This window comes from Primorskyibacter sp. S187A (assembly GCF_049800955.1).
Lineage (GTDB): Bacteria > Pseudomonadota > Alphaproteobacteria > Rhodobacterales > Rhodobacteraceae > JAKVBH01.
Genome location: NZ_JBNAGA010000003.1, coordinates 145,350 through 165,910 on the forward strand (window position 1 = coordinate 145,350; position 20,561 = coordinate 165,910).

Here is a 20,561-nt window from a genome sequence, read left to right on the forward strand (position 1 = left end):
TTCCTTACGCCGCTTCAGCGTCGTTGTTCTGGCCCAATTCGTGGATTTGGGCCGCCAGTTTGGCGATTTCCTTGCGCAGCGGGTTCTTGGCTGCGGAGGAGGCAATGGGCAGACCATGATCGCAGGCCTGGGTGACGGGTTTGCCGCCATCGGGGAATAGCACGTCGATGCCAATTCCGAGGCTTTCGGCCATGCGCTTGACGCGCGACTTGCCGGACAGATCCGTGAACTTCGGGGCGCGGTTCATGATGAAACGCATTTTCTCGAAAGGCAGATCTTCGGCCTGAAGTGCGCGTTTGAGGCGCAGCGCGTTCTGGGCCGAGCGCATGTCCAGCTCCAGCATCGCAAAATAGACATGCGCCGAGCACAGCACTGTCTCGGACCATTGCACCAACGTCGTGGGCATATCGACGATGACATAGTCAAAATGCGCTCGGGCCATATCGACAATGGTCTCCACATCTTGCGGCGTCAGCAGGTCCAGTGGCAGAACATCGGCAGGCGCAGTCAGAACCTGGACCTTGTCCTCAAAACTCATGAGAGCCTGGCTGAAGCTGTCCTCGTCCATGGATTCCGTATCCGACAGAAGCTCATAGACGGCTTCGCGCCGGGGCAGATCAAGGAACGTGGCCACCGATCCAAATTGCAGATCGAGGTCCAGAATGCAGACCTTGGGCCCGTCCTTCTTCGTGATATTCGCCAGTTCCCAGGCGAGGTTGACGGCGAAGGTCGTCGCGCCGGTCCCACCGGCGAGACCATGCACCGCGATGACCACGCCATCTTGCTGACTGCCCTTGCGCAGCTTGACCTTGCGCTCGGCGGGCGCGTCTTCATCCTCGTAGACGTCCTCATCTGCGGCCTGCACTTCGGGTTCGGGCTCCGGCGCGCGCATCCGGTCTATGGCGAAGGCCAGTTCGCCTTCGGGAAGCGGGTAGGGGACAAACTCATCCGCGCCACGGCGCAACAATTGATGCAGTGCCGCGGGCGTGACATCTTCCGCGATCAGGACGACTTTAATACCGCGCCCCTTGGCTGTGGTGATGATCTCGCCCAGTTGGGGCAGGATTTCCTCATCCAGATCATCCATTGCCAGGGCCACAAATTCGAGCGCCTCCGCGTCAGGTTGGGCAAAAAATGGGATGGCTTCGTCGAAACTGAGGTCACCCCATTGTTCGCCAAGCGCGCTTTCCATGTCTTCAATCAGAAGATCGAAGTTCTGCACATCCCGCGAGATTGTGCAGGCAATGATGGGTGCCACATCCATCGGAATTTCGTTCTGATCGGTCATTGCCTCATTCCTTCCTCTTCGCCACGTGACCCCGTGAAATCACCGACACTGCTCTTGCCGGGCGCGGTCGCATGACGCCCACCGGACTGGCCCGACGTGGAGCCGCTCGGAGGGATTGCGATAGTCAAGAGGTGCCGCCGAACTTGGGCAACAATGGGGCCAAAAGATCGTCATTTCGCGATTATTGTCACCGAGACCGAAACAGAAGCCGGTCGAATGCGAGCAAAATTTGACGATGACCCGGCAAGCGGGTATTTTTTACCTATTAACAAGCTAAGATCGGGGGACGATTATGAACTTATCTAAAATTGCTACAGGGATGGCAGCTTTGCTTTTGGCGACCAGTGCGCAAGCGGCTGTGATTGGAAAAGCGGATTTCGTCGGGGTCTCAGTCTCTGACTATGAAGGCCTTGGGCTGGACTTCTCAACGGATACTCCGTTGGACATCGATGGGAATACGTACAACACAGATACGGATTCCATTCGCTACTTCAGCGATTTCGGCGGGACTGTAGGCGGCACGGCCTTTGGTTTGGGTACGGAAAGCGACAGTGGGTTCATCGAGATCACGTTGGGCGGTTCGTATAATCAGGCCGGCTTGCAATTTGGCCAAGATGCTGCGGGCACAGCGCGGATCTCCTTCTTTTCCGGAACGACGTTGCTCAACAGCTTCGAGAACACGACGACCGGCATCGGCGGTATCTTCTATGGCTGGGACGCCGGAGCAGATTTGATTACCCGCGTTTTGGTGGAAGATTTGTCGCCAACCAACGGCCGTATCTTGGAAATTGACGACCTGCACACAGGCAACAGCGCTGTGACGGCTCCTGTTCCATTGCCTGCGGGTCTGCCGTTGATGCTGCTGGGCCTCGGCGGTTTGGCCGTCATGCGTCGCAAGTCCTGATGTCGCAGACGTAGAAACAGAAAAGAGCGCCTCGCAAGGGCGCTCTTTTTTTGTGCAGTGAGCCTGTTTGGCTTAGCGGCTGGAGGTCGCTGAGGCGGAGGCTGAGGCACCAGTCTCGCCGCCCGATAGGGTGGAGATCGCCGTCGCAGATGCCACGTATTGACGGTAGACGATCAGCGCGTATTTGCCATCCAGCACTGTGGGGTGGCTTTCCACAAAGCCCGATACTTCCGTCACTGTGCGGCGGTTCCGGCGCTCCCGACCTTCGGTCACGATCAAGGGCTGGCGCTCGCCGAAGGAGACGACCGCTTCGAGACGCGACTTCGAGATGCCGAAAGATGTCAGGTAATGGACAACCGCATTGGCGCGGCGAAGGCCCAGGCTCTTGTTATAGCTCGCAGATCCGACCTTGTCGGTATGGCCATAGACGCGAAAGCGCACTTCGGGAAACTGCTTGATCCAGGCCGCTTGCTCACGCAGCGTGTCGCGCGCGCCGGCGTCCAGCTCGGCGGAGTTGAAGGCAAAGTTCACCGTTGTCATGACTTCATTGGCAAAGCGCTGCGACAGATCGTAGGTCCATTGCTGCTGGCCGGTCATGTAGCCTACGTTGTTGATCGTGGCAGTTCCGAAGTTGCCTGTATCGATAAGCGCGCCTGCTTCGCGATGAAACTGGGACCGGACCGGGTCCGAGGTCGGAGCGCAAGCCGCAAGACCAGCGACCAACGCGCCTGTCAGCGCCACAGAGGTATGTTTTTTTTTCAGCCGCTTGGTCATGAGCTCAATCCATCACATAGCCATAGGACCCGGAGAAGTCCTGTTTGGCAACCTCTCCCGCAGCACCGCGACGCGGGCGCTGACCTTCGCCCGTCACGCGGCCAAAGAGGAAGAGATCTTTTTCGGTGGGGGGCCGCACGCGATCTGTGGGCAGCGCGAGCGCTTCGCCACGGGTCGGTGAAACCAGGTGTGGTGTCACGATGATCACCAGTTCGGACTGGTTACGACTGTATTCCGCAGACCGGAACAAAGCGCCCAGCACCGGGACATCGCCCAGCCATGGCACCTGACCGTTCAGGTCCGTGAAGTCATCCTGCAAGAGCCCCGCAATGGCAAAGCTTTCGCCGTCGCGCATCTCGACCGTGGTCGAGGTTTCACGGCGGCGGAAGGCGTCGATTGTGAACTGGTCGACGGAAAAGCCATTGGTCGTGTCAATCGAGGACACGGCGGTTTTGAGTTGCAGGTTGATCAAATCACCATCAACGACCGTGGGCACAAAGGCCAGCTCGATCCCGAAGGGTTTGAATTCAATGGAAATTGCGCCTTCTTCCTGCGCCACAGGCACCGGATACTCACCGCCTGCGAGGAAGGTCGCTTCCTGTCCCGAAAGGGCGGTAAGGTTGGGCTCGGCCAATGTACGGACAACGCCTTTGTTTTCCAGAGCTTCGAGCAGAACCGCCACTTCAACCGCACCGGCGTTGAAGCCAAGCGAGAAGGTGCCCTGATTTGTGGTGGACCCAGGGAAGCCGCCGTCGAGGATGCCTTCAAGCCCGGAATTCCGAGCAGCCTGGCCGGAGCCGCCGCGAATGCCTGCGTCGCCGCCGAGGATATCACCGCCGAGGGCAAGAGACGTGCTGAGTGATTTGGACACCGAGCGCTGCATTTCCGCGAACCGGACTTTCAGCATGACCTGCTGTACGCCGCCAACAGACATCAGATTGGACACGCGCTCCGGCGCATACCGCTGTGCCAGCTCAAGCGCGCGTTGCAGGCGCATGGCAGAGGAGACGGTGCCGGAGAGCACGATCCCGTCATTGGCGGTGCGCACTTCGATCTTCTCTCCGGGCAGGATCTGCCGCAGACGTTCCTTGAATTCGCTGATATCCGGCGCGACGCGGACGTCGACATTGGTGATCAACTTGCCGGAGGCATCGAGCAGCGTCAGGGTCGTCAGGCCGGGGGCCTTGCCCAAAACGTAGATCGTGCGATCGGAGAGCGATGAGATGTCCGCAATCGAGGGATTGGCAATGGACAGTTCCGCGAAGGGAACGTCACTTTCGACCACCACCGCCCGGTTCATGGGTACATTCAGATTGGAAGACGTGCCGCTGCGGACCACGCGAAGGGATTCCGCCTGAACAAACTCCGCAACCGGCATCACAGCCACGGCAGCGCCCAGCAGGGCGGCCTTCATAAACGTCGCAAATTTCATGTGACCTGCCTTTCCGATCACGCCTCAAGGAGCAGGTCTGACGCCCGCTTTGATGGTAAGTCTGCGTCATTTTTCATTTTTATGCAAGAATCAACGGCTTCGGGGCCAACCTTTATGTGGACAACTGGCAACAGGCCAAATGAGAATGCCCGCCCGATTACTAAATCGGGCAGGCTGATGCGGTTTATCCACAAGTTGTAGTGGCGTCAGTTCGTGCAGGGGATCGGGATCACAACCACTTCTGCGCCTTTGCGGGTCCGGATGGTGCACTCGCGCTTTTCTTCCTGGATCACGGGTGCGATCTCCTCGCGGGTCAGGCCCAAAAGCGCTGTCTGATCAACGGCAACTTGCCCGATCTCGCCTTCATCGTCATTGCCCACGAGCGCCAGTGTCAGCGCGCCGGTGGATTGCGCTTGCGCGAGGGCGGCGACCTGGAGGGGATCGACCCGGACAGTGATCGTGCGCGCCACATTGGCGCCTTGCGTTTCGCGATCCGCTTGCTGGTCGATGGCGATGATCGTCACGGCACGCTGGATCAACTTGGTGACGCCGCGGCGCGATCCGTTCTCATTGATGGAGCCGGTCCAATAGACGTCAACACGGTCTCCTGGGCGCAGAAAACCCGATACACCAGAGGCCACGTCGACCTTGATCGTGAAGGCCCGCATGCCATTGCCCAGGCGCGAGATCACGCCAGCATCTTGGCCCGGTTCCGTGACCTTGACCGCGAGAATGGGCTCATGCTTCTCCATGGTGCGCAGAACGAAACGATCTTCGCCGTCAAAGAGCGTGTCATTCTCGGCTGTGAATGCGCCTTCAGGGACAGACGCCTTGGGCCAATCCATCTTGATAACCTGATCTTCCGCAAGCACGTCACCGTACCGCAGGGTCTGCTTGGCGACGTAGACGGGAATGGTCGGGACGATCTTGGGCTGGTTGGCGCGCTCTTTCTCAAGAGCCATCTGATAGCTCTCGACATAGCCATTCACCAGGTACACGGCGAAACCGGCCAATCCGAGGCCCAGTACCAGGACAAGTCCAAATACCACACGCATGATGTCGTTCCTTTTCTGCTCGCGGCTGTCCCAGCGGTTGATCCATTGGGGTTACGCGTTTGGAAACAGTGTCGTTAGGAATTGTGGTCAAATTGGGCCATGGCCGGGAAAAAACAGCGGCGTGCTGTCTGGCTTTTGAATCAAAATCGGCGAGGGCAGAGGCCTCGCCGATTGAGTAGGACATTGAAGTCGTGGCAGCGCAATTGCAGCAGCTTATTCGGTGGCTCCGCCACCAAAGTCGTTCTCGCCATCCACAGCCGCACCGGCGGCGGACATGAGGCTGAAGGAGCTGTCTTCGATTGCGGCGAAAGAGATTGCCGACATTCCAACAACCGCTGCGGTGATAACCACCCAGTCAACGGTCACCGCGCCATCTTCATCGCGCAGGAAGTCGAACAGTTTCTGACGCATCCTAGTCTCCTTTTGGGTCAGGCGCTTTGCGCCAGTCTACCTTGGCAAAGACATATCGTCCTTCGCGCGGCAGCCATCCCGGTAGGGCTTGGAGTTGGGGGCTGTGTTGAGACACAGCGCCCCGTCCTTCGAAAACCAATCCCTATCCCGGTTTTGGCAAGCGTGACGTGAGAGTTTCGGATGCCAGCGGCCTGTCAGCCTGGATCCTCCGCCTCGTGCGACGCCTCCCGGGAGTACCGCCTGAGCCGGAGCTCAGGCGACGCGGGTCAGCCTAGGCTGATTACTCGGTGGCACCGCCGCCGAAGTCGTTCTCGCCGGTCACGGCTGTACCAGCAGCTGTGATCAGGCCGTTTGCGGATGTCTCGATGGCCGAGTATGCGGCGATCGCCATGCCAACAACGGCAGCTGTGAGAACAACCCAGTCAACTGTGACTGCGCCGTCTTCGTCTTTGCGGAAGTTTTTGATGAACTTGATCATGGTATTCTCCAGAAATCGGGTCCGGCTATGCCGGAAATCGTAAGGTGGGGTGCCCTGGCACGAGGCCAGGGCAGTCAGACCAGAGGTCTATTATTCGGTGGCACCGCCGCCGAAGTCGTTCTCGCCGGTCACGGCTGTACCAGCAGCTGTGATCAGGCCGTTTGCAGATGTTTCGATGGCCGAGTATGCGGCGATCGCCATGCCGACAACGGCAGCTGTGAGAACAACCCAGTCAACTGTGACTGCGCCGTCTTCGTCTTTGCGGAAGTTTTTGATGAACTTGATCATTGGATTAGTCTCCGTAGGTCGATTTGCATTTATACCCCGGCAAAGCTGTCTGATCCGGCCTCTCACTTCCGAACCACTCCGTCGCGGCATGGGGAGATATGGCCCTCACAATGGGGCGGGAGTTGGGCAGCAATCGCGCCATTTTAGAGTTCGTTTAGAAATTCCCTGAGACCGCCTTAAGATATTGAAAACAATCGGAATAATTTTGCATAGAATGCTATACTATCGGTTCGGCGCGCCAAATGTGACACAGGCGGCAGAATTTGCTGATCCAATGCTGGCGCGAAGCGCTTTCCTTTGAAAAACTGGAAACAATCATACCCTCACGAGGCCGAGCAGAATGCCCCTGGGACTTACGAGATTCTTCCTGCCCTTCCTGGCGGCGGGACTTTTTGGTGTTGCATCGCCCTTGCAGGCGGAAAGCCCGCCGCCGTTTCCCGATTTCAAGGCTAAGCGCATCAAGCCACCCAAGAGTGGCGCGGGCAAACGCATCACGGTTCAGATTGCGCCGCAGGAGGCGCCCGCGCCGCAAGCAAGTGCAGGCGCAGAGCGCACAGAGGCCGCCGCCGCGCCGCGCGGTGCGCGGTATCCCTGGTTTTGGGAGGTGATGTCTCCTTCTTTGGAGGACAGTGGTCCCGGGCGGCTGGAGCCCGCGCTTGTGGCGTTGCGCAACGCGCCGGACGGGGTTGCGTCGCCGCGCTTACAGAGCTTGCAGGACATCGCCCGCCAGCGCGGCGTGGATATTCTCAAAGCCAGCATCGGGACGGATGTATCTCCCGCGCTTGTTCTGGCCGTGATCTCTGTGGAGAGTGCGGGGCGGGTAGATGCTGTCTCCAAGGCAGGCGCACAGGGTCTCATGCAATTGATGCCGGCAACGGCTGCGCGCTTTGATGTCACCAATGCGCTGGCGGCCTCCGAGAACATCCGTGGCGGTGTTGCCTATCTGGATTGGTTGATGAAGGAGTTTGACCGCGATCCATTAATGGTGCTGGCTGCTTACAATGCGGGCGAGGGCGCAGTACGCAAACACAAGGGCGTGCCCCCGTTTGCAGAAACGCGCGACTATGTGCCCAAAGTCCTGGCCGCCTTCACGACCGCCAAAGGTCTGTGCCGCACGCCGCCGCAACTCATAACGGACGGTTGCGTCTTTACGGTCATGAATTAGGCGGCGCGCGCTCACGCGCGCAACACGATGCGCACGCGCAGGCGCGTGCAGGTCAGGGGGCGCTGCCCCCGTTGTCTGCGGCACCGCCCCAGGGATATTTTTGGCAAGAGGAAGGGGCGCACGGGGCGCGCCCCTCTGTTGTCCGTCGTTTCGGGGTCAGACGATCGTGGCTTGTGTGGCGGCGCGCAGGTCATCTTCGCTGACGCCAGGCGCGGTTTCCACGATGGAGAGGCCGCCCTCGACCACGTCGAGCACACCAAGGTTGGTGATGATACGATCGACCACGCCTTGACCCGTCAGCGGCAGTGTGCATTCGCTCAGCACTTTGCTGTCGCCGTGTTTGTTCGTGTGATCCATCACGACAACGACGCGGCCCACGCCTGCAACGAGATCCATTGCGCCGCCCATGCCTTTGACCAGCTTGCCGGGGATCATCCAGTTGGCGAGATCGCCATTCTCGGCCACTTCCATGGCACCGAGGATGGCCATGGCGATTTTGCCGCCGCGGATCATGCCGAAGGAGGTGGCGCTGTCGAAATAGGCGGTATGGGGCAGTTCTGTGATGGTCTGTTTGCCCGCGTTGATAAGGTCCGGGTCTTCCTCACCTTCGATGGGAAAGGGGCCCATGCCGAGCATGCCATTTTCGGATTGCAAGGTGACGCTCACGCCTTCGGGGATGTAGTTGGACACCAGCGTCGGGATGCCGATCCCGAGGTTGACGTACCAGCCGTCTTGCAGCTCCTGTGCGGCGCGGGCCGCCATCTCGTTTCTATCCCAAGGCATGTTCATTCTCCTTTTGCCGCATCGCAGCGGTCACTCTATCCAGAATATGGGTGAGCGCAATTGCGCCGTAGTCTTCATTCATGTGGTGGTGGTCTTCTGCACCATATGTCTCGCCTGCCGAGAGGCTGGGGGCGTTGCGGCCAAACCGGGCGCGTGTGAGCCCTGTCTCAGCGTGGAGTTTATCGGGCAGGGGGATCAGGCGTGCGCCAACGGCCTCCAGGGCTTGGCTGACACGTTGCGAATAGCCGGAGAGCCGGGGCGCGCCATCGGGGGTGAGATCTGCGAAACGGCGCCAGACATCATAGGCCGGGGCAGGGTCCTTCAGGCAGGTTTCGCATTTGCGCGGTTTGGGTACGAAAAAGAGCTGCGGAGAGGTCCAGTTGCGCCAGGGCTTGGCGGGGAGCGTGTGAAGGGCCAATGCGTCGCAAAATGCAGAATAGGCGGGGAGGCTCATACGTGGAAGCCGGGGCTGGGTGTGCAGGCCGTCGATGGAATAGGCCCCGAGCAACCGGGCCACTTCACCTTCGTGCAGGTACCAGCCGATCTGGACCACCGCGTCTGCTTTGGACAGATCCACATGGCTGGCCCCAAAGCCCGTTTCGATCGCGCGGCGCACGTCGGGTTTGAAGCGCTCCGGGGTGAGCGCGCCGAAGTGTTTTTGCCCGTTGATCTGAAGCTTTCGGAAACTCTTGCCGGGGAGTGCGAGGAAGCGCAGCTCGATGTCCTGCCAATTGGATTGGATCTGTTCCCAGCCCAGCTTGAGCGCGGCCACATGCGACGAGCCGATCAATGTGATCTGCGTCATGGGGAGAAGGCCTCCAACAAGGCGTCATCACAAGATGCCTCTTCCAGCTTTGCCATGCTGAGCGCGCCGGGCTTGAGCACGCGGCCACGCGCGAACGCCGGGTCGGCCTTTGCTGCATCGCCATGGGCGGCGCGGAACACCGACATGACCGCCGCAACGCCGGCATCCGAGACATTGCGCAGGTTTGGCGCGAAATAGGCGCCGCGTGTGGCGGGGGAGGTAATGATCTCGTAGGAGGGGAAGTAATCCACATTGCGGAACGTCTGGGTCAGACGGCCACACACGCTGCGCAGCGTGGCCTTGGAGTAGGCCGTGGCCACTTCGACATGCTGCCCTGAGGCCGTTGCGGTCAAAGGCACGGGAGAGACCGTGAGAAGCATGCGCATCTTGGGGTTCTCGCGACGCAAGAGCTCTCTAAGTGCCAAGGCATCTGCAAGAACCTCGGCAGCCGTGAAATTCTTGAAGATCATTGTCTCGGGATCGTAACTGCCTGCAATGACGCCGGGCGCTGTGGGGTAGATCGTTTCGTCCGAGCGCGCAATCCAGGCTTCGGTCAGGCCCATCGTGAAGACAAAGAGATCGATATGTGGAAGCGTCTCGCGCAAGGCGTGCAGATGTTGGGCGCGGTGCGCCAGGACGTCATCGGCGCTGGGCAGGCCTTGAGGTTCGACGCTGGGCCGCTGGGCATCGAAAAAACGCCCGTCCTTTTCCCACACAGGGTCACTTGGCGTCGCCTCGCCCAGACATTCGCGCACAAGCTGCACCATATGGCGAAGCGTATAGATATTGCCCATACGGGCCGAGAACTGGCGGTATCCAAAGCGCGCGGCGATGTCATCGGGCAGGGCGGAGTGCAGCGGCTCTGCGTCCAGCACGTGATAGCCCGCGTCGCGCAGATTGCGATTGAGATGCTGGGCGAAACAGGAGCCTGCGGTGAAGATCCGTGTCTTCTTCGTGATGCGAAACCTGGGCGCATAGATCCCGGCGGGATCCAATGGTGCGCGGTCCGAGACGGCATTGCGCCAGAAGGCATCCGGAGGCAGATCGTCGTAAGGCGAGGTCATGGAGCGTCAGCTTCGCGTGTTTCTTCAAATGCGGGCAACGGGCGCACACATGCCGCGGCGTCAGCCCGTTTATTTGTCATGTCCGGCGGGCACGTCCACTGTGACGACAGTCCCTGCCGCGCCGCGAATGACGTTCATGGATCCCTCCAGCCCGGTCAGCAAGTCATTCAGGATGCTGCCTCCCAGCGACGTCTCATTCGGGATCGTGACATTGTTGGGAATGCCGACGCCATCATCCGTCACGGTGATCCGGAACCCGCCTGCGGCCAGCCGTGTGACGCGCAACTCGATGAACCCTTCCGAGAGGCCCTTGAAGGCATGCTGAAACGCGTTTGTCAGAACCTCGGAAATGATAAGCGCGGCGCGGGTGGCGGTGTCGATGGAGACATCGAGGGATTCCACGTTTTGCGTATAGCGGATGCCGGACGATGCGCCATGATGTGCGATCGATGTGCCGACGCGGCTCAAAATAGCGCCCAGATTGATCCAGTCGCGCACATTCGAGCTGTCGAGCAGCTCCATTTCCTCATAGCATAGCTGCAACGTTTCCAGTCGACGCTCAAGCGCTTCGAAGTCGGCGGGAACGGACAGGTCTTCGCGGCTCTTCGAGATATTCTCAAGGATCACCCCCAGATCCTGCCGCACGCGGTGCACCAGCTTTTTGAGCTGCTGATCAGCATTCAGGCGCGTGCCATCGGTTTCCCGGTGACCCAGTTCGCGCTGGATGCCCAGAAAGTAGAGAGGCTTGCCCTTGTCGTCAGGTATGGCCGAGACGATGAGCCGGTTGAGGAACTTCTCGCCGTTGGCGCGATAATTGGTGATATCAACCGTGATATCTTCGCCATGCTCAATGGCATTGCGCAATGCATCCACGGAGCGTTTGTCGGTGTCTTCCCCTTGCAGGAACCGGCAGTTGCGCCCGATGGCTGCGGAGCGCGCAAAGCCTGTCGTCCGCTCAAAGGCTTCATTCACATAGACAATCGGATTGTCTTCAATGGCAGGGTTCGTGATGACCATGGCAAGACGCATGCGCGAGAAGCCCTCAAGAGCCTGCTTGTCCCTCAGGACATCTGCCATCGTCGTCTGGCTGTCGCGTTTCTTGTTCTCGGTCATGGGCGGATGATCGCTTTTCCTCAGGCTGCGCGCGTTGTGCGTTGTTCGATGCGCTTCTCGTGTTCGCCCTGGATAAGTCTATGTACATAGATACCGGGCAGGTGAATATGATCGGGATCAAGCTGGCCCGGCTCCACGATTTCCTCGACCTCGGCCACGCATATCTTGCCACACATCCCGGCGGGTACGTTGAAGTTGCGCGCGGTCTTGTTGAAGATCAGGTTGCCGGTGGTGTCCGCTTTCCAGGCTTTGATGATGGACAGATCGGCGAAAATCCCGCGTTCCATGATGTAGGTTTCGCCGTCAAATTCCTTGTGCTCCTTGCCTTCGGCAATTTGCGTGCCGACGCCGGTCTTGGTGTAAAAGCCCGGGATGCCGCAGCCGCCTGCGCGCATGCGCTCTGCCAAGGTGCCTTGCGGGTTGAACTCAAGTTCCAGCTCGCCGGAGAGATACTGGCGCATGAATTCCGCGTTCTCACCTACATAAGACGAGATCATTTTCTTGACCTGGCGTGTTTGCAGCAAGATCCCGATGCCAAAATCATCCACGCCCGCATTGTTTGAAGCAAAGGTCAGGTCTTTGGTGCCTGCGTCCTTGATCGCATCGAGTAAAAGTTCGGGGATGCCACACAAGCCAAAACCGCCCGAAGCGATAAACATCCCGTCAAACAGAACTCCGTCGAGCGCCTCAGAGGCTGACCCGTACACTTTTTTCATGGTATTCGTCCCCGCATGCAGTTGCACAGACTCTGACTTCTTAGGGCAGCAGTGTCAATCTGGTGCGCTGCTGCTTTTTTGGGCAGTTGTCAGTTTTATTTGACAGACTTCAGGCGCAAGTTTTTGACAGGTGGTGCTGCTCGTTGGGGCTAGCGCGCGGCCTCGTGTTCCAGTCTTTGGCGCGCGATTTCCTCATTTGCGGCAGCCCTGACATTGTCGCGCAGAGCCCCTTCGACGTAGGACAGGTGATCTTCGACAGCGCGCCGTGCTTCTTCGGGATCGCGCGCCTGCAAAGCTGCGTTGATGCGCGCATGTTGGGCCAGCAAGGTATCGCGCCGTGTGCGTTGTTTGAACATGACCTGCCGGTTGTAGAACACGCCTTCGCGCAACAGCTGGTACATGGAGCGCATCATGTGCAGCATGATCACGTTGTGGCTGGCCTCGATAATGGCGAGGTGAAATTCCGCATCAAGCGCCGCCTCATCGCGGGGATCGCGTTTGGCGTGGGCCGCTTCCATCTTGTCAAAGACGGTCTGGATGACCTTGAGATCTGTATCCGAACCCAGCCGCGCAGCGCGCTCTGCGGCCAGCCCTTCCATATCGCGGCGGAAGGAGAGGTAATCGAATTTGGCTTCTTCATGCCCGGAGAACAACTGCACCAAAGCCGGAGCAAACGCCGAGCCCAATACATCTGCCACGAAGACCCCGGCATTGGCTTTCGCAATCAACAGGCCGCGATCCTGCAGATCCGCGATGGCCTCGCGCAGACTTGGACGCGAAACGCCCAACCGCTCCGCCAGATCGCGCTCCGAGGGAAGCCGTTCGCCGGGTCTGAGGATGCCGCGCAGGATCAACTGCTCAATCTGGCGGACAACAGCTGTTGAGAGCTTCTCCGATTGAACAGGCTGAAACGGCATGGTGGCTCCCTTCGGCTTTGCGCGCGGATTGGTCAAAACATATGACCAGAAAGGCGCTGGAGCAAGGGACCTTGTCCGGTCACGGCTGCGGTAAGGATTGATTAACCATCTTTTGCGCAATTGGGGTCATGGATATGATGTCACGCGTCTTTGTTGCTTTCGTTGGGCTCACCTGTCTTGCCGCTTGCGACACGGGCACGCCGCAATACTGGGGGATTGATCCAGTGCGCGTTGAGGCGCGCGGTATGGTGTTTGACGTCCGCGTCAAAGGGGATCGTGCCGAGGCGCTGCGCAAAAACGTGATGGCCTTGCCGCGTGCGGGCGATGTCTCGTCGGCTGCCGCGGTGGCGATTGCGCAGGTCTCCGGCTGCAAGATCGCGGGCCTCACAGGGGATCCGTCCATCGTCGAAGCCAAGCTCGATTGCGGCTCTGGGGGTCCGCGTCTTCCCGAACCTGAACGGGAGCGCTTGCGCTGCGAAGGCGAGATCCTCTCCCGGCCCGCCATCGAGCTCGAAGAGATCACTTTGGACTGCCATTAACCTATATCTTGGGGATAAGTGCGGTCTGCTGCCTATATGCAGGGTGTTTTGATTGACAGGGATGCCTCTGGCTCGCAAAAATCCGACCCAATCGAGCGATTCCATCAAAGGCAAGCCTTTTGCGATTTTCCAAACTGCGTCTGACCGGGTTCAAATCCTTTGTCGACCCCACGGATCTGATCATTGCCGATGGTCTGACCGGGGTGGTCGGGCCCAATGGGTGCGGGAAATCCAACCTGCTGGAAGCGCTGCGCTGGGTGATGGGGGAAAACCGACCCACAGCCATGCGCGGCGGCGGCATGGAGGATGTGATCTTTGCCGGCGCTGCGACCCGGCCCGCGCGCAATTTCGCCGAAGTCTGCCTGCATCTGGACAATTCCGAACGGCTGGCCCCGGCCGGTTTTAATGACAGCGACAATCTGGAGATCACGCGTCGTATCACGCGCGATGTGGGCTCTGCCTACAAAGTCGGCTCCAAAGATGTTCGTGCGCGCGACGTGCAGATGTTGTTTGCGGATGCCTCAACGGGCGCCCATTCGCCAGCACTTGTCCGGCAGGGCCAGATCTCCGAGCTCATCAACGCCAAACCCAAGAACCGCCGCCGTATTCTGGAAGAAGCCGCAGGTATCTCAGGGCTGTATCAGCGACGCCATGAGGCGGAACTCAAGCTTAAGAACACCGAAGCCAATCTGCTGCGTGTCGATGACGTGATTGAGCAATTGGCCGGGCAATTGTCGCAATTGGCCCGCCAGGCACGGCAAGCCGCCCGGTATCGCGCGATCGGAGAAGAACTTCGCCATGCGGAGGGGCTCTTGCTTTACCGCCGCTGGCGCGATGCGGATGTGGCGCGCGCGGCGGCAGAGGATGTCTTGCGCGTCAGGATAACCGAGGCCGCACAAGCCGAAGGCGCCGCGCGTGACGCAAGCAAGGCCCGCGAAGGCGCCGAGGCGACCTTGCCGCCCCTGCGCGAGGAAGAGGCCATTGCGGCGGCCGTTCTGCAACGCCTCCTTGTTCAGCGCGACCAGCTGTCGGAAGCCGAAGCGCGCGCGGTTCAGACCATCGAGACCCTCGAACGCCGCCTTGCGCAGCTGACGCAGGATATCGCCCGTGAAGCCGGGTTGAACCGGGATGCGGGCGAAACCATCGAACAGCTTGAATGGGAGGCCAAGGAACTGGCCAAGGCCAGTGAAGGCCACGCCGATGCGCTCGCAGCGGCTCAGGCCGAGGCAAAAGAGGCCGCCAGTGTGTTGCAGACCCGCGAGAGCGATCTGGCCGCCCGGACCGAGGACGCAGCCCGTTTGGCCGCACGGCATCAATCGGCGCAGCGGTATCTCGATGACACGGGCAAGCTGAAAGCCCGTGCGGAAAGCGAGGCTGACAAGGCGCGCGAGGCACAGGCCCATGCGCGTGATGTGCTGAGCCGGGCGGAAGCAGAAAAAGCGACAGCCAAGTCGTCAGAGGCCGAGGCACAGGCGCTGGCGCAGCGGGCGGAAGAAACACTGAGTGCGGCGGAAACTGCGCGCTCGGAGACGCAATCGCGCGAGGCGATTGCACGCGCCGAACGCTCGGAAGCTGAAGGCGAAGCCAATGCGCTGCGCGCGGAGGCGTCTGCTTTGGCGAAACTGCTTGAGCGCGACACAGCCGAGGGCGGCCAGATCATGGATCGCCTCCAGGTCGAGCAAGGGTTTGAAAAGGCGTTGGGCGCGGCGCTGGCCGATGATCTTCGCGCGCCGGAGGTGGACGGGGACGGCCCGTCCGGCTGGTGTCTTTTGCCCGATTACGACCGCGCCGCGCCGCTTCCCGAAGGCGTCACGCCGCTCTCGCGCCATGTCTCGGTTCCCGGAGTTTTGCGCCGTAGGTTGGACCAGATCGGTCTGGTGGGCAGCGATGATGGCGCCCGGCTTCAAGCGGCGTTGCAACCGGGCCAGCGGCTCGTGTCTCTTGAGGGGGACCTGTGGCGTTGGGATGGGTTCCGCGCCTGGGCTGAGGATGCGCCATCTGCGGCGGCCCTGCGCCTGGAACAGCTCAACCGTCTGGAGACGTTGAAGCAATCTCTCGAGCAAGCCACGCAGCGCATGGAGGCCGCACGGGCGGCCCATGACACTTTGACAGCGCGGCTGACCGAGCTGACAGAGGCAGACAAGTCTGCGCGCGAGGCGCGCCGGGAGGCGGACAAACAGCTCACCGATGCAACCCGTGCGGTCAACCGCGCGGAGGCGGAAGCTGAGCTGGCCGATGGGCGTCTGGAAAGCTCTGGCCTTGCGGTGCAACGCTATGAGGAAGAGGCGCAGGCGGCTGCGCTGCAGGTCGCGGAAGCGCAACGTGCTCTGGCAGACCTGCCCAACCTCGATGCGGCGCGCGCCCTGGTCGAAGACCTCAAGATGACGGTCGAGGCGAGCCGCATGACGATGATGGCCCGCCGCTCGAGCGCGGATGAGCTGCGCCGGGAGGGCGAGGCCCGCACCGCGCGCAGCCAACATGTGACCAAGGAATTGTCCGGCTGGCGGCACCGTCTCGAAACAGCGGAAAGGCGCGCAGGCGAGCTCACCGAGCGCAAGCTGACAACCGAAGCGGAATTGGAAAGCGCACGCAAAGCACCCGATAGTTTGGCGGCGCAGCGCGAAGAACTGCAAGATGCCATTTCCAAAGCCGAGGCGCGGCGGGCTGATGCCGCGGATGCGCTTTCGAAAGGCGAAGCGGGCGCGCGCGACGCGATTGCAACCGAGCGCGATGCCGAGCGGCTGGCCTCAGATGCGCGCGAGGCGCGGGCTGCGGCGAAGGCGCGGGCAGAGGCGGCTCTTGAAGCCGTGCAGGCCGCCGCAGAACGTATCCGCGAAGAACAGGACGCCTCACCGGAGCGGTTGCTGGAGGTGTTGGATGCAAATCCTGATGCCATGCCCGAAGCCGATGCCATCGAAGCGGATGTGAACCGTCTCAAACGACAGCGCGATGCGCTGGGTGCCGTCAATCTACGCGCTGAGGAAGACGCCAAAGAGGTGTCGGCGGAGCATGATGCCCTCGTCGCGGAAAAGGCGGATCTGGAAGAGGCGGTAGCGACCCTGCGCTCGGGCATTGCCAGCCTCAACAAGGAGGGGCGCGAGCGTCTGCTGACGGCCTTTGAAGAGGTCAATCGCAATTTCTCGATGCTCTTTACCCATTTGTTCGGCGGGGGTGAGGCCAATCTGGTGCTCGTTGAAAGCGATGATCCGCTTGAGGCGGGGCTGGAGATCATGTGTCAGCCGCCGGGCAAGAAACTCTCCACCTTGTCGCTGCTGTCCGGGGGCGAGCAGACGCTGACGGCGCTTGCGCTGATCTTCGCGGTGTTTCTGGCCAATCCGGCACCGATCTGTGTGCTGGACGAGGTGGATGCGCCTCTGGATGATGCCAATGTCACACGATTCTGCGATTTGCTCGATGAGATGTGCCGTCGGACGGACACACGCTTTTTGATCATCACACACCATGCCGTAACGATGAGCCGCATGGATCGGCTTTTCGGTGTCACGATGGCGGAGCAGGGGGTCAGCCAGCTGGTCTCGGTGGATCTCAAACGTGCGGAGACGCTGGTCGCGTGATCGTGTGTGCGGGGCACGTGCATTCAGGCTAGAACAGAACAAACCCTGTTTTGGAGATCCCCATGCGCATCCTTCTTGCTCTCATTTTGTGTCTGCCCAGTGCTGTGTCAGCGCAGAGCTGGAGTTTGCGGGAAGGCGATCAGGTGTTTGAGCAAACATCGCTGGATGCCCGTTTGCGCGGCGAAACATTGACTTTTTTTGATAATGGGCAGTCCGAGTTTTACAGCGATGGCCGGTATACCTATACCTACGCCAACGATGGTGGCGTTGGATATGGTTACTATGAGGTTATGACCGACAGCTCCGTTTGCATTGAATTTGTTAACGGGTTTTCGCGCTGCGACGCCTATGTTCTGGACGCTGCTGGGCGATTGGTCGTTGTGACAGAGGCCGGAGATCGCTTTCCCGTGCGCCCTTGACGCTGGGTAAGCAAGAACCCGCCGAGGTTAACGACCGGACGGTGGCGATTCACCTTTTGTTAGGGATTTGTCAGCAGATTCATCACTATGCGAGATAAACTTTATACCGGTACGACCATGGATGTTCTGATTGTGGTCTCCAACCGCCATCTTGGCGCGCTTTGGTCGCGTCATCTCGAGCGTATTGGCGCGACGGTCTCCTTGGCGAATTCGCAGGAGGACGCGGTGCATGTGCTGCAGGAATCCGCGAAAGATGTGATTATCCTCGAACTGACATTGGAAGACGGGGCTGCATTGGCGGTGTCAGATTTTGCAAGCTACCGCCGCCCGGAGGCGAAGGTGATCTTCATTTCCAACGGGCGGTTTTTCAGCGACGGTTCGATTTTTCATCATTGCGCCAATGCCTGCGCGGTTGTTCCGAGCGCGACACGCCCTGAGGATCTTGCGGCGCTCGCAGAGCACCACGCGACCCACTAGGCCCGTTCAGAGCGCGCCGCGGCCGTGCGGCGCATCATAATCCAGTACCGGATTGAGCGGAATGATCCTGTGCGGGTTAATGGTCTCGTGGCTATAGTGGTAATGCCGGACGATATGCGCCATGCCGACCGTCTGTGCGACACCGGGCCATTGATAGAGCTCGCGCAGGTAACCCCAGAGATTTGGGTAATCCACGATGCGCTTGCGATTGCATTTGAAGTGCAGGTGATATACGGGATCAAAGCGAATGAGCGTCGTGAAGAGGCGCCAATCGGCCTCGGTCAGCGTCGCCCCCATCAGGTAGCGCTTGGTTGACAGACGGTCCTCCAGCCAATCCAGCGTCTCGAACAAGGGGACCACGGCCGCGTCATAGGCGCTCTGCGACGTGGCGAAGCCGCATTTGTAAACGCCGTTGTTGAGCGTGTCGTAGATACGCGCGTTCACGGCCTCAATGTCTTCGCGCATGGCTTCGGGCCAGAAATCGAGCGTATTTCCAGTGAGGCCATCGAATGCGGAATTGAACATTCGGATGATTTCCGAGCTCTCGTTGCTCACGATGGTGTTTTGCGCCTTGTCCCACAGGATGGGCACGGTGACGCGACCGGTCATCTGTGGTTCGGCCATCAGGTAGATGTCACGGGCGAAGGCTTTGCCATGCAGCGTGTCGCCGGTGGCGCCATCGTCATCGGTTTCGAACGTCCAGCCATCCGAGAGCATATCGGGATGCACCACCGAGATGTCGATGTGATCCTCCAGTGATTTGAGGCTCCGGAAGATCAGCGCCCGGTGTGCCCAGGGACATGCCAGCGAGACATAGAGATGGTAGCGGCCGCTTTCTGCCTTGAAGCCGCCTGTCCCGGATGGGCCCGCGCGGCCATCTGGGGTGATCCAATTGCGAAACTTGGCCTCGGAGCGTTCGAAGGCCCCATTACTGGATTTGGTGTCATACCATTGATCGCGCCAGACGCCGTCTACGAGCAAGCCCATGAAAACTCTCCTTGTGTTGCGCTAAAGCTAGCGCAACCGGCGTCTTTGCGTAACCTCGGCGGGCCAACAGGCCCTGTGCGCAGGCGCACAGGCTCAGGGCATTGAGAGGGGGCTCTGCCCCCGTCACGCCCTGCGGGAGCAGGGCGCGCCTCCCCCGAGGTATTTGAGGACAAAAGAAGGATGGGGCGCTTATTGCAGATCCTTAAATGCGTCATGCAGGCGGCTTACGGCTTCTTCGACATTGCGCCTTTGGGTTGCGATGTTGAAGCGCAGGAAGCTCTCTCCGCCGGTGCCGAAGATGCTGCCTTGATTGGGCGCGATCCGCGCTTGCTTGAGGACGCGATCCGAGATTTCTGATTGCGACATGCCTGTCCCCGCGAAATCGACCCAGGAGAGATAGGTTGCCTCGAGCGGCATAGAGGAGATGCCGGGAAGCGCATTGAGCCCCTCATCCAGCAAACGGCGGTTGCCATCCAGATATGAGATGAGATCCTCGAGCCAGGCTGCGCCATCGGGAGAGTAGGCGGCTGTTGGCATGTGGATCTGGAAGGCTTCTGTCGTGATGTAGAGCGCTTTCAGCCGTGCATCAAAACGGGCGCGCAGGTTCGGGTCATGGATGATGACATTGCCCGAGTGCATGCCGGCGAGATTGAAGGTTTTGGTGGTGGACGACATCATGATCACACGATCCGAGATTGTCTCGTCTATCATTGCCATGGGGATGTGCTTGCTCCCTGGGTAGACCAGGTCGTGATGAATTTCATCGCTGATGATGAGCAGGTCATGGCGTTTGGCGAAGTCTGCGACGCCCTGCAATTCGGCGCGGGTCCAGACGCGCCCGCCGGGATTGTGGGGGGAGCAGAGGATCAGCATCTTTTCCTGACCGGTCATCTGCGCATCATAGGCTTCAAAATCAAAGCCGTAGCGTCCATCTGTCAAGGTCAGGGGGCATTCCACCACACGTCGGTCGGCGGCGTTAATGACCCGAGCAAAAGAGTGATAGACGGGTGTGAACAGCACGATGCCATCGCCGGGGGCGGTGAAGGTATCGAGGCAAATGCCGATGCCGTTCATCAAGCCGTGGGTGGCAAAAATCGCATCGGGATCGACGTCCCAGCCATGCCGCTCGCGCATCCACCAGGTGATGGCGTTGTGATAGGCCGTCCGGTCTTTGCCGACATACCCGTAAATGCCCTGGTCCACGAGGTCCTGCATGCAGCGGGTCACGCTTTGGGGCGGGCGGAAATCCATATCAGCCACCCACATGGCAAGCCCATCGCTTGCGGGCACGCCAAACAGCGGCTCCATATCGTCCCACTTGTTGCACAGCGTATTGCGACGCTCGATTACCTCGTCAAACTTGCTCACCGA

The 20,561-nt window shown here is 60.0% G+C and carries 21 protein-coding genes; 6 read left to right on the plus strand and 15 right to left on the minus strand.

Annotated features, from left to right (window positions below):
* Nucleotides 1–4: 4 nt before the first annotated feature.
* Entirely contained in the window at nucleotides 5–1,288 is a 1,284-nt protein-coding gene (locus ACP15S_RS18030) for an AAA family ATPase (RefSeq protein ID WP_425041064.1), read from the minus strand.
* A gap of 319 nt (nucleotides 1,289–1,607) precedes the next feature.
* On the opposite strand from ACP15S_RS18030, the gene ACP15S_RS18035 reads away from it, so the two are divergent.
* The gene (locus ACP15S_RS18035; RefSeq protein ID WP_425041065.1) at nucleotides 1,608–2,192 is read left to right on the plus strand and encodes a VPLPA-CTERM sorting domain-containing protein; all 585 of its coding nucleotides are present in this window, start codon (nucleotides 1,608–1,610) and stop codon (nucleotides 2,190–2,192) included.
* A gap of 72 nt (nucleotides 2,193–2,264) precedes the next feature.
* Here ACP15S_RS18035 and ACP15S_RS18040 read toward each other — a convergent pair whose 3' ends face one another.
* The 6 genes from ACP15S_RS18040 to ACP15S_RS18065 form a co-directional block, all read right to left on the minus strand.
* On the minus strand, nucleotides 2,265–2,966 hold the full coding sequence (locus tag ACP15S_RS18040) for an OmpA family protein (protein ID WP_425041066.1): 702 nt from the start codon (nucleotides 2,964–2,966) through the stop codon (nucleotides 2,265–2,267).
* A gap of 4 nt (nucleotides 2,967–2,970) precedes the next feature.
* Nucleotides 2,971–4,398, minus strand: coding sequence for a type II and III secretion system protein family protein (locus ACP15S_RS18045; protein ID WP_425041067.1), 1,428 nt, complete (start codon nucleotides 4,396–4,398; stop codon nucleotides 2,971–2,973).
* A 206-nt stretch (nucleotides 4,399–4,604) separates the two neighbouring features.
* Entirely contained in the window at nucleotides 4,605–5,453 is an 849-nt protein-coding gene (cpaB, locus tag ACP15S_RS18050; protein ID WP_425041068.1) for a Flp pilus assembly protein CpaB, read from the minus strand.
* A gap of 213 nt (nucleotides 5,454–5,666) precedes the next feature.
* Nucleotides 5,667–5,864, minus strand: a complete 198-nt coding sequence (locus ACP15S_RS18055) for a hypothetical protein (protein ID WP_425041069.1) — start codon at nucleotides 5,862–5,864, stop codon at nucleotides 5,667–5,669.
* A 280-nt stretch (nucleotides 5,865–6,144) separates the two neighbouring features.
* Nucleotides 6,145–6,342 (minus strand): Flp family type IVb pilin, encoded by a 198-nt coding sequence (locus ACP15S_RS18060; RefSeq protein ID WP_425041070.1) that lies wholly within the window; start codon nucleotides 6,340–6,342, stop codon nucleotides 6,145–6,147.
* Between the two features lie 90 nt (nucleotides 6,343–6,432).
* Nucleotides 6,433–6,630, minus strand: coding sequence for a Flp family type IVb pilin (locus ACP15S_RS18065; protein ID WP_425041070.1), 198 nt, complete (start codon nucleotides 6,628–6,630; stop codon nucleotides 6,433–6,435).
* 340 nt (nucleotides 6,631–6,970) lie between these two features.
* Here ACP15S_RS18065 and ACP15S_RS18070 point away from each other — a divergent pair, with 340 nt between their 5' ends.
* On the plus strand, nucleotides 6,971–7,795 hold the full coding sequence (locus ACP15S_RS18070) for a lytic transglycosylase domain-containing protein (protein WP_425041071.1): 825 nt from the start codon (nucleotides 6,971–6,973) through the stop codon (nucleotides 7,793–7,795).
* A gap of 156 nt (nucleotides 7,796–7,951) precedes the next feature.
* Here ACP15S_RS18070 and ACP15S_RS18075 read toward each other — a convergent pair whose 3' ends face one another.
* The 6 genes from ACP15S_RS18075 to ACP15S_RS18100 form a co-directional block, all read right to left on the minus strand.
* Nucleotides 7,952–8,578, minus strand: a complete 627-nt coding sequence (locus ACP15S_RS18075) for a 3-oxoacid CoA-transferase subunit B (RefSeq protein WP_425041072.1) — start codon at nucleotides 8,576–8,578, stop codon at nucleotides 7,952–7,954.
* Nucleotides 8,565–9,383, minus strand: a complete 819-nt coding sequence (locus ACP15S_RS18080; RefSeq protein WP_425041073.1) for a hypothetical protein — start codon at nucleotides 9,381–9,383, stop codon at nucleotides 8,565–8,567. Before ACP15S_RS18080 ends, ACP15S_RS18075 begins: the two co-directional genes overlap by 14 nt.
* On the minus strand, nucleotides 9,380–10,447 hold the full coding sequence (locus ACP15S_RS18085) for a GSCFA domain-containing protein (protein ID WP_425041074.1): 1,068 nt from the start codon (nucleotides 10,445–10,447) through the stop codon (nucleotides 9,380–9,382). Before ACP15S_RS18085 ends, ACP15S_RS18080 begins: the two co-directional genes overlap by 4 nt.
* A 69-nt stretch (nucleotides 10,448–10,516) precedes the next feature.
* A complete protein-coding gene (locus ACP15S_RS18090) occupies nucleotides 10,517–11,560 on the minus strand; it encodes a PAS domain-containing protein (RefSeq protein WP_425041075.1) in 1,044 nt (347 codons plus the stop codon).
* 20 nt (nucleotides 11,561–11,580) lie between these two features.
* A complete protein-coding gene (locus tag ACP15S_RS18095; protein WP_425041076.1) occupies nucleotides 11,581–12,276 on the minus strand; it encodes a CoA transferase subunit A in 696 nt (231 codons plus the stop codon).
* A 149-nt stretch (nucleotides 12,277–12,425) separates the two neighbouring features.
* Nucleotides 12,426–13,193 carry an FCD domain-containing protein gene (locus ACP15S_RS18100; RefSeq protein WP_425041077.1) on the minus strand — a complete coding sequence of 256 codons (768 nt, stop codon included), beginning with the start codon at nucleotides 13,191–13,193 and terminating at the stop codon, nucleotides 12,426–12,428.
* A 128-nt stretch (nucleotides 13,194–13,321) separates the two neighbouring features.
* On the opposite strand from ACP15S_RS18100, the gene ACP15S_RS18105 reads away from it, so the two are divergent.
* From ACP15S_RS18105 to ACP15S_RS18120, 4 genes are all read left to right on the plus strand, one after another.
* Entirely contained in the window at nucleotides 13,322–13,732 is a 411-nt protein-coding gene (locus tag ACP15S_RS18105; protein ID WP_425041078.1) for a hypothetical protein, read from the plus strand.
* A gap of 119 nt (nucleotides 13,733–13,851) precedes the next feature.
* Nucleotides 13,852–17,307, plus strand: a complete 3,456-nt coding sequence (smc, locus tag ACP15S_RS18110) for a chromosome segregation protein SMC (RefSeq protein ID WP_425041079.1) — start codon at nucleotides 13,852–13,854, stop codon at nucleotides 17,305–17,307.
* 62 nt (nucleotides 17,308–17,369) lie between these two features.
* Entirely contained in the window at nucleotides 17,370–17,726 is a 357-nt protein-coding gene (locus ACP15S_RS18115) for a hypothetical protein (RefSeq protein ID WP_425041080.1), read from the plus strand.
* Nucleotides 17,727–17,813: 87 nt separating this feature from the next.
* Nucleotides 17,814–18,203, plus strand: a complete 390-nt coding sequence (locus tag ACP15S_RS18120; RefSeq protein ID WP_425041081.1) for a hypothetical protein — start codon at nucleotides 17,814–17,816, stop codon at nucleotides 18,201–18,203.
* A 6-nt stretch (nucleotides 18,204–18,209) separates the two neighbouring features.
* On the opposite strand, the gene ACP15S_RS18125 is transcribed toward ACP15S_RS18120, so the two are convergent.
* Together ACP15S_RS18125 and ACP15S_RS18130 are read right to left on the minus strand one after the other, a co-directional pair.
* Nucleotides 18,210–19,190 (minus strand): glutathione S-transferase family protein, encoded by a 981-nt coding sequence (locus ACP15S_RS18125; RefSeq protein ID WP_425041082.1) that lies wholly within the window; start codon nucleotides 19,188–19,190, stop codon nucleotides 18,210–18,212.
* Nucleotides 19,191–19,379: 189 nt separating this feature from the next.
* The gene (locus ACP15S_RS18130) at nucleotides 19,380–20,558 is read right to left on the minus strand and encodes a MalY/PatB family protein (RefSeq protein ID WP_425041083.1); all 1,179 of its coding nucleotides are present in this window, start codon (nucleotides 20,556–20,558) and stop codon (nucleotides 19,380–19,382) included.
* Between the last annotated feature and the right edge of the window lie 3 nt (nucleotides 20,559–20,561).

Bases quoted from the DNA above. Each gene is read 5' to 3' on its own strand.
- ACP15S_RS18060 (WP_425041070.1), bottom strand. From the start codon at position 6,342: ATGATCAAGTTCATCAAAAACTTCCGCAAAGACGAAGACGGCGCAGTC.
- ACP15S_RS18105 (WP_425041078.1), top strand. From the start codon at position 13,322: ATGGATATGATGTCACGCGTCTTTGTTGCTTTCGTTGGGCTCACCTGT.
- ACP15S_RS18070 (WP_425041071.1), top strand. From the start codon at position 6,971: ATGCCCCTGGGACTTACGAGATTCTTCCTGCCCTTCCTGGCGGCGGGA.
- ACP15S_RS18045 (WP_425041067.1), bottom strand. From the start codon at position 4,398: ATGAAATTTGCGACGTTTATGAAGGCCGCCCTGCTGGGCGCTGCCGTG.
- ACP15S_RS18065 (WP_425041070.1), bottom strand. From the start codon at position 6,630: ATGATCAAGTTCATCAAAAACTTCCGCAAAGACGAAGACGGCGCAGTC.
- ACP15S_RS18075 (WP_425041072.1), bottom strand. From the start codon at position 8,578: ATGCCTTGGGATAGAAACGAGATGGCGGCCCGCGCCGCACAGGAGCTG.
- ACP15S_RS18080 (WP_425041073.1), bottom strand. From the start codon at position 9,383: ATGACGCAGATCACATTGATCGGCTCGTCGCATGTGGCCGCGCTCAAG.
- ACP15S_RS18035 (WP_425041065.1), top strand. From the start codon at position 1,608: ATGGCAGCTTTGCTTTTGGCGACCAGTGCGCAAGCGGCTGTGATTGGA.
- ACP15S_RS18030 (WP_425041064.1), bottom strand. From the start codon at position 1,288: ATGACCGATCAGAACGAAATTCCGATGGATGTGGCACCCATCATTGCC.
- ACP15S_RS18100 (WP_425041077.1), bottom strand. From the start codon at position 13,193: ATGCCGTTTCAGCCTGTTCAATCGGAGAAGCTCTCAACAGCTGTTGTC.
- ACP15S_RS18040 (WP_425041066.1), bottom strand. From the start codon at position 2,966: ATGACCAAGCGGCTGAAAAAAAAACATACCTCTGTGGCGCTGACAGGC.
- cpaB (WP_425041068.1), bottom strand. From the start codon at position 5,453: ATGCGTGTGGTATTTGGACTTGTCCTGGTACTGGGCCTCGGATTGGCC.
- ACP15S_RS18115 (WP_425041080.1), top strand. From the start codon at position 17,370: ATGCGCATCCTTCTTGCTCTCATTTTGTGTCTGCCCAGTGCTGTGTCA.
- ACP15S_RS18090 (WP_425041075.1), bottom strand. From the start codon at position 11,560: ATGACCGAGAACAAGAAACGCGACAGCCAGACGACGATGGCAGATGTC.
- ACP15S_RS18120 (WP_425041081.1), top strand. From the start codon at position 17,814: ATGCGAGATAAACTTTATACCGGTACGACCATGGATGTTCTGATTGTG.
- ACP15S_RS18125 (WP_425041082.1), bottom strand. From the start codon at position 19,190: ATGGGCTTGCTCGTAGACGGCGTCTGGCGCGATCAATGGTATGACACC.
- ACP15S_RS18055 (WP_425041069.1), bottom strand. From the start codon at position 5,864: ATGCGTCAGAAACTGTTCGACTTCCTGCGCGATGAAGATGGCGCGGTG.
- ACP15S_RS18085 (WP_425041074.1), bottom strand. From the start codon at position 10,447: ATGACCTCGCCTTACGACGATCTGCCTCCGGATGCCTTCTGGCGCAAT.
- ACP15S_RS18095 (WP_425041076.1), bottom strand. From the start codon at position 12,276: ATGAAAAAAGTGTACGGGTCAGCCTCTGAGGCGCTCGACGGAGTTCTG.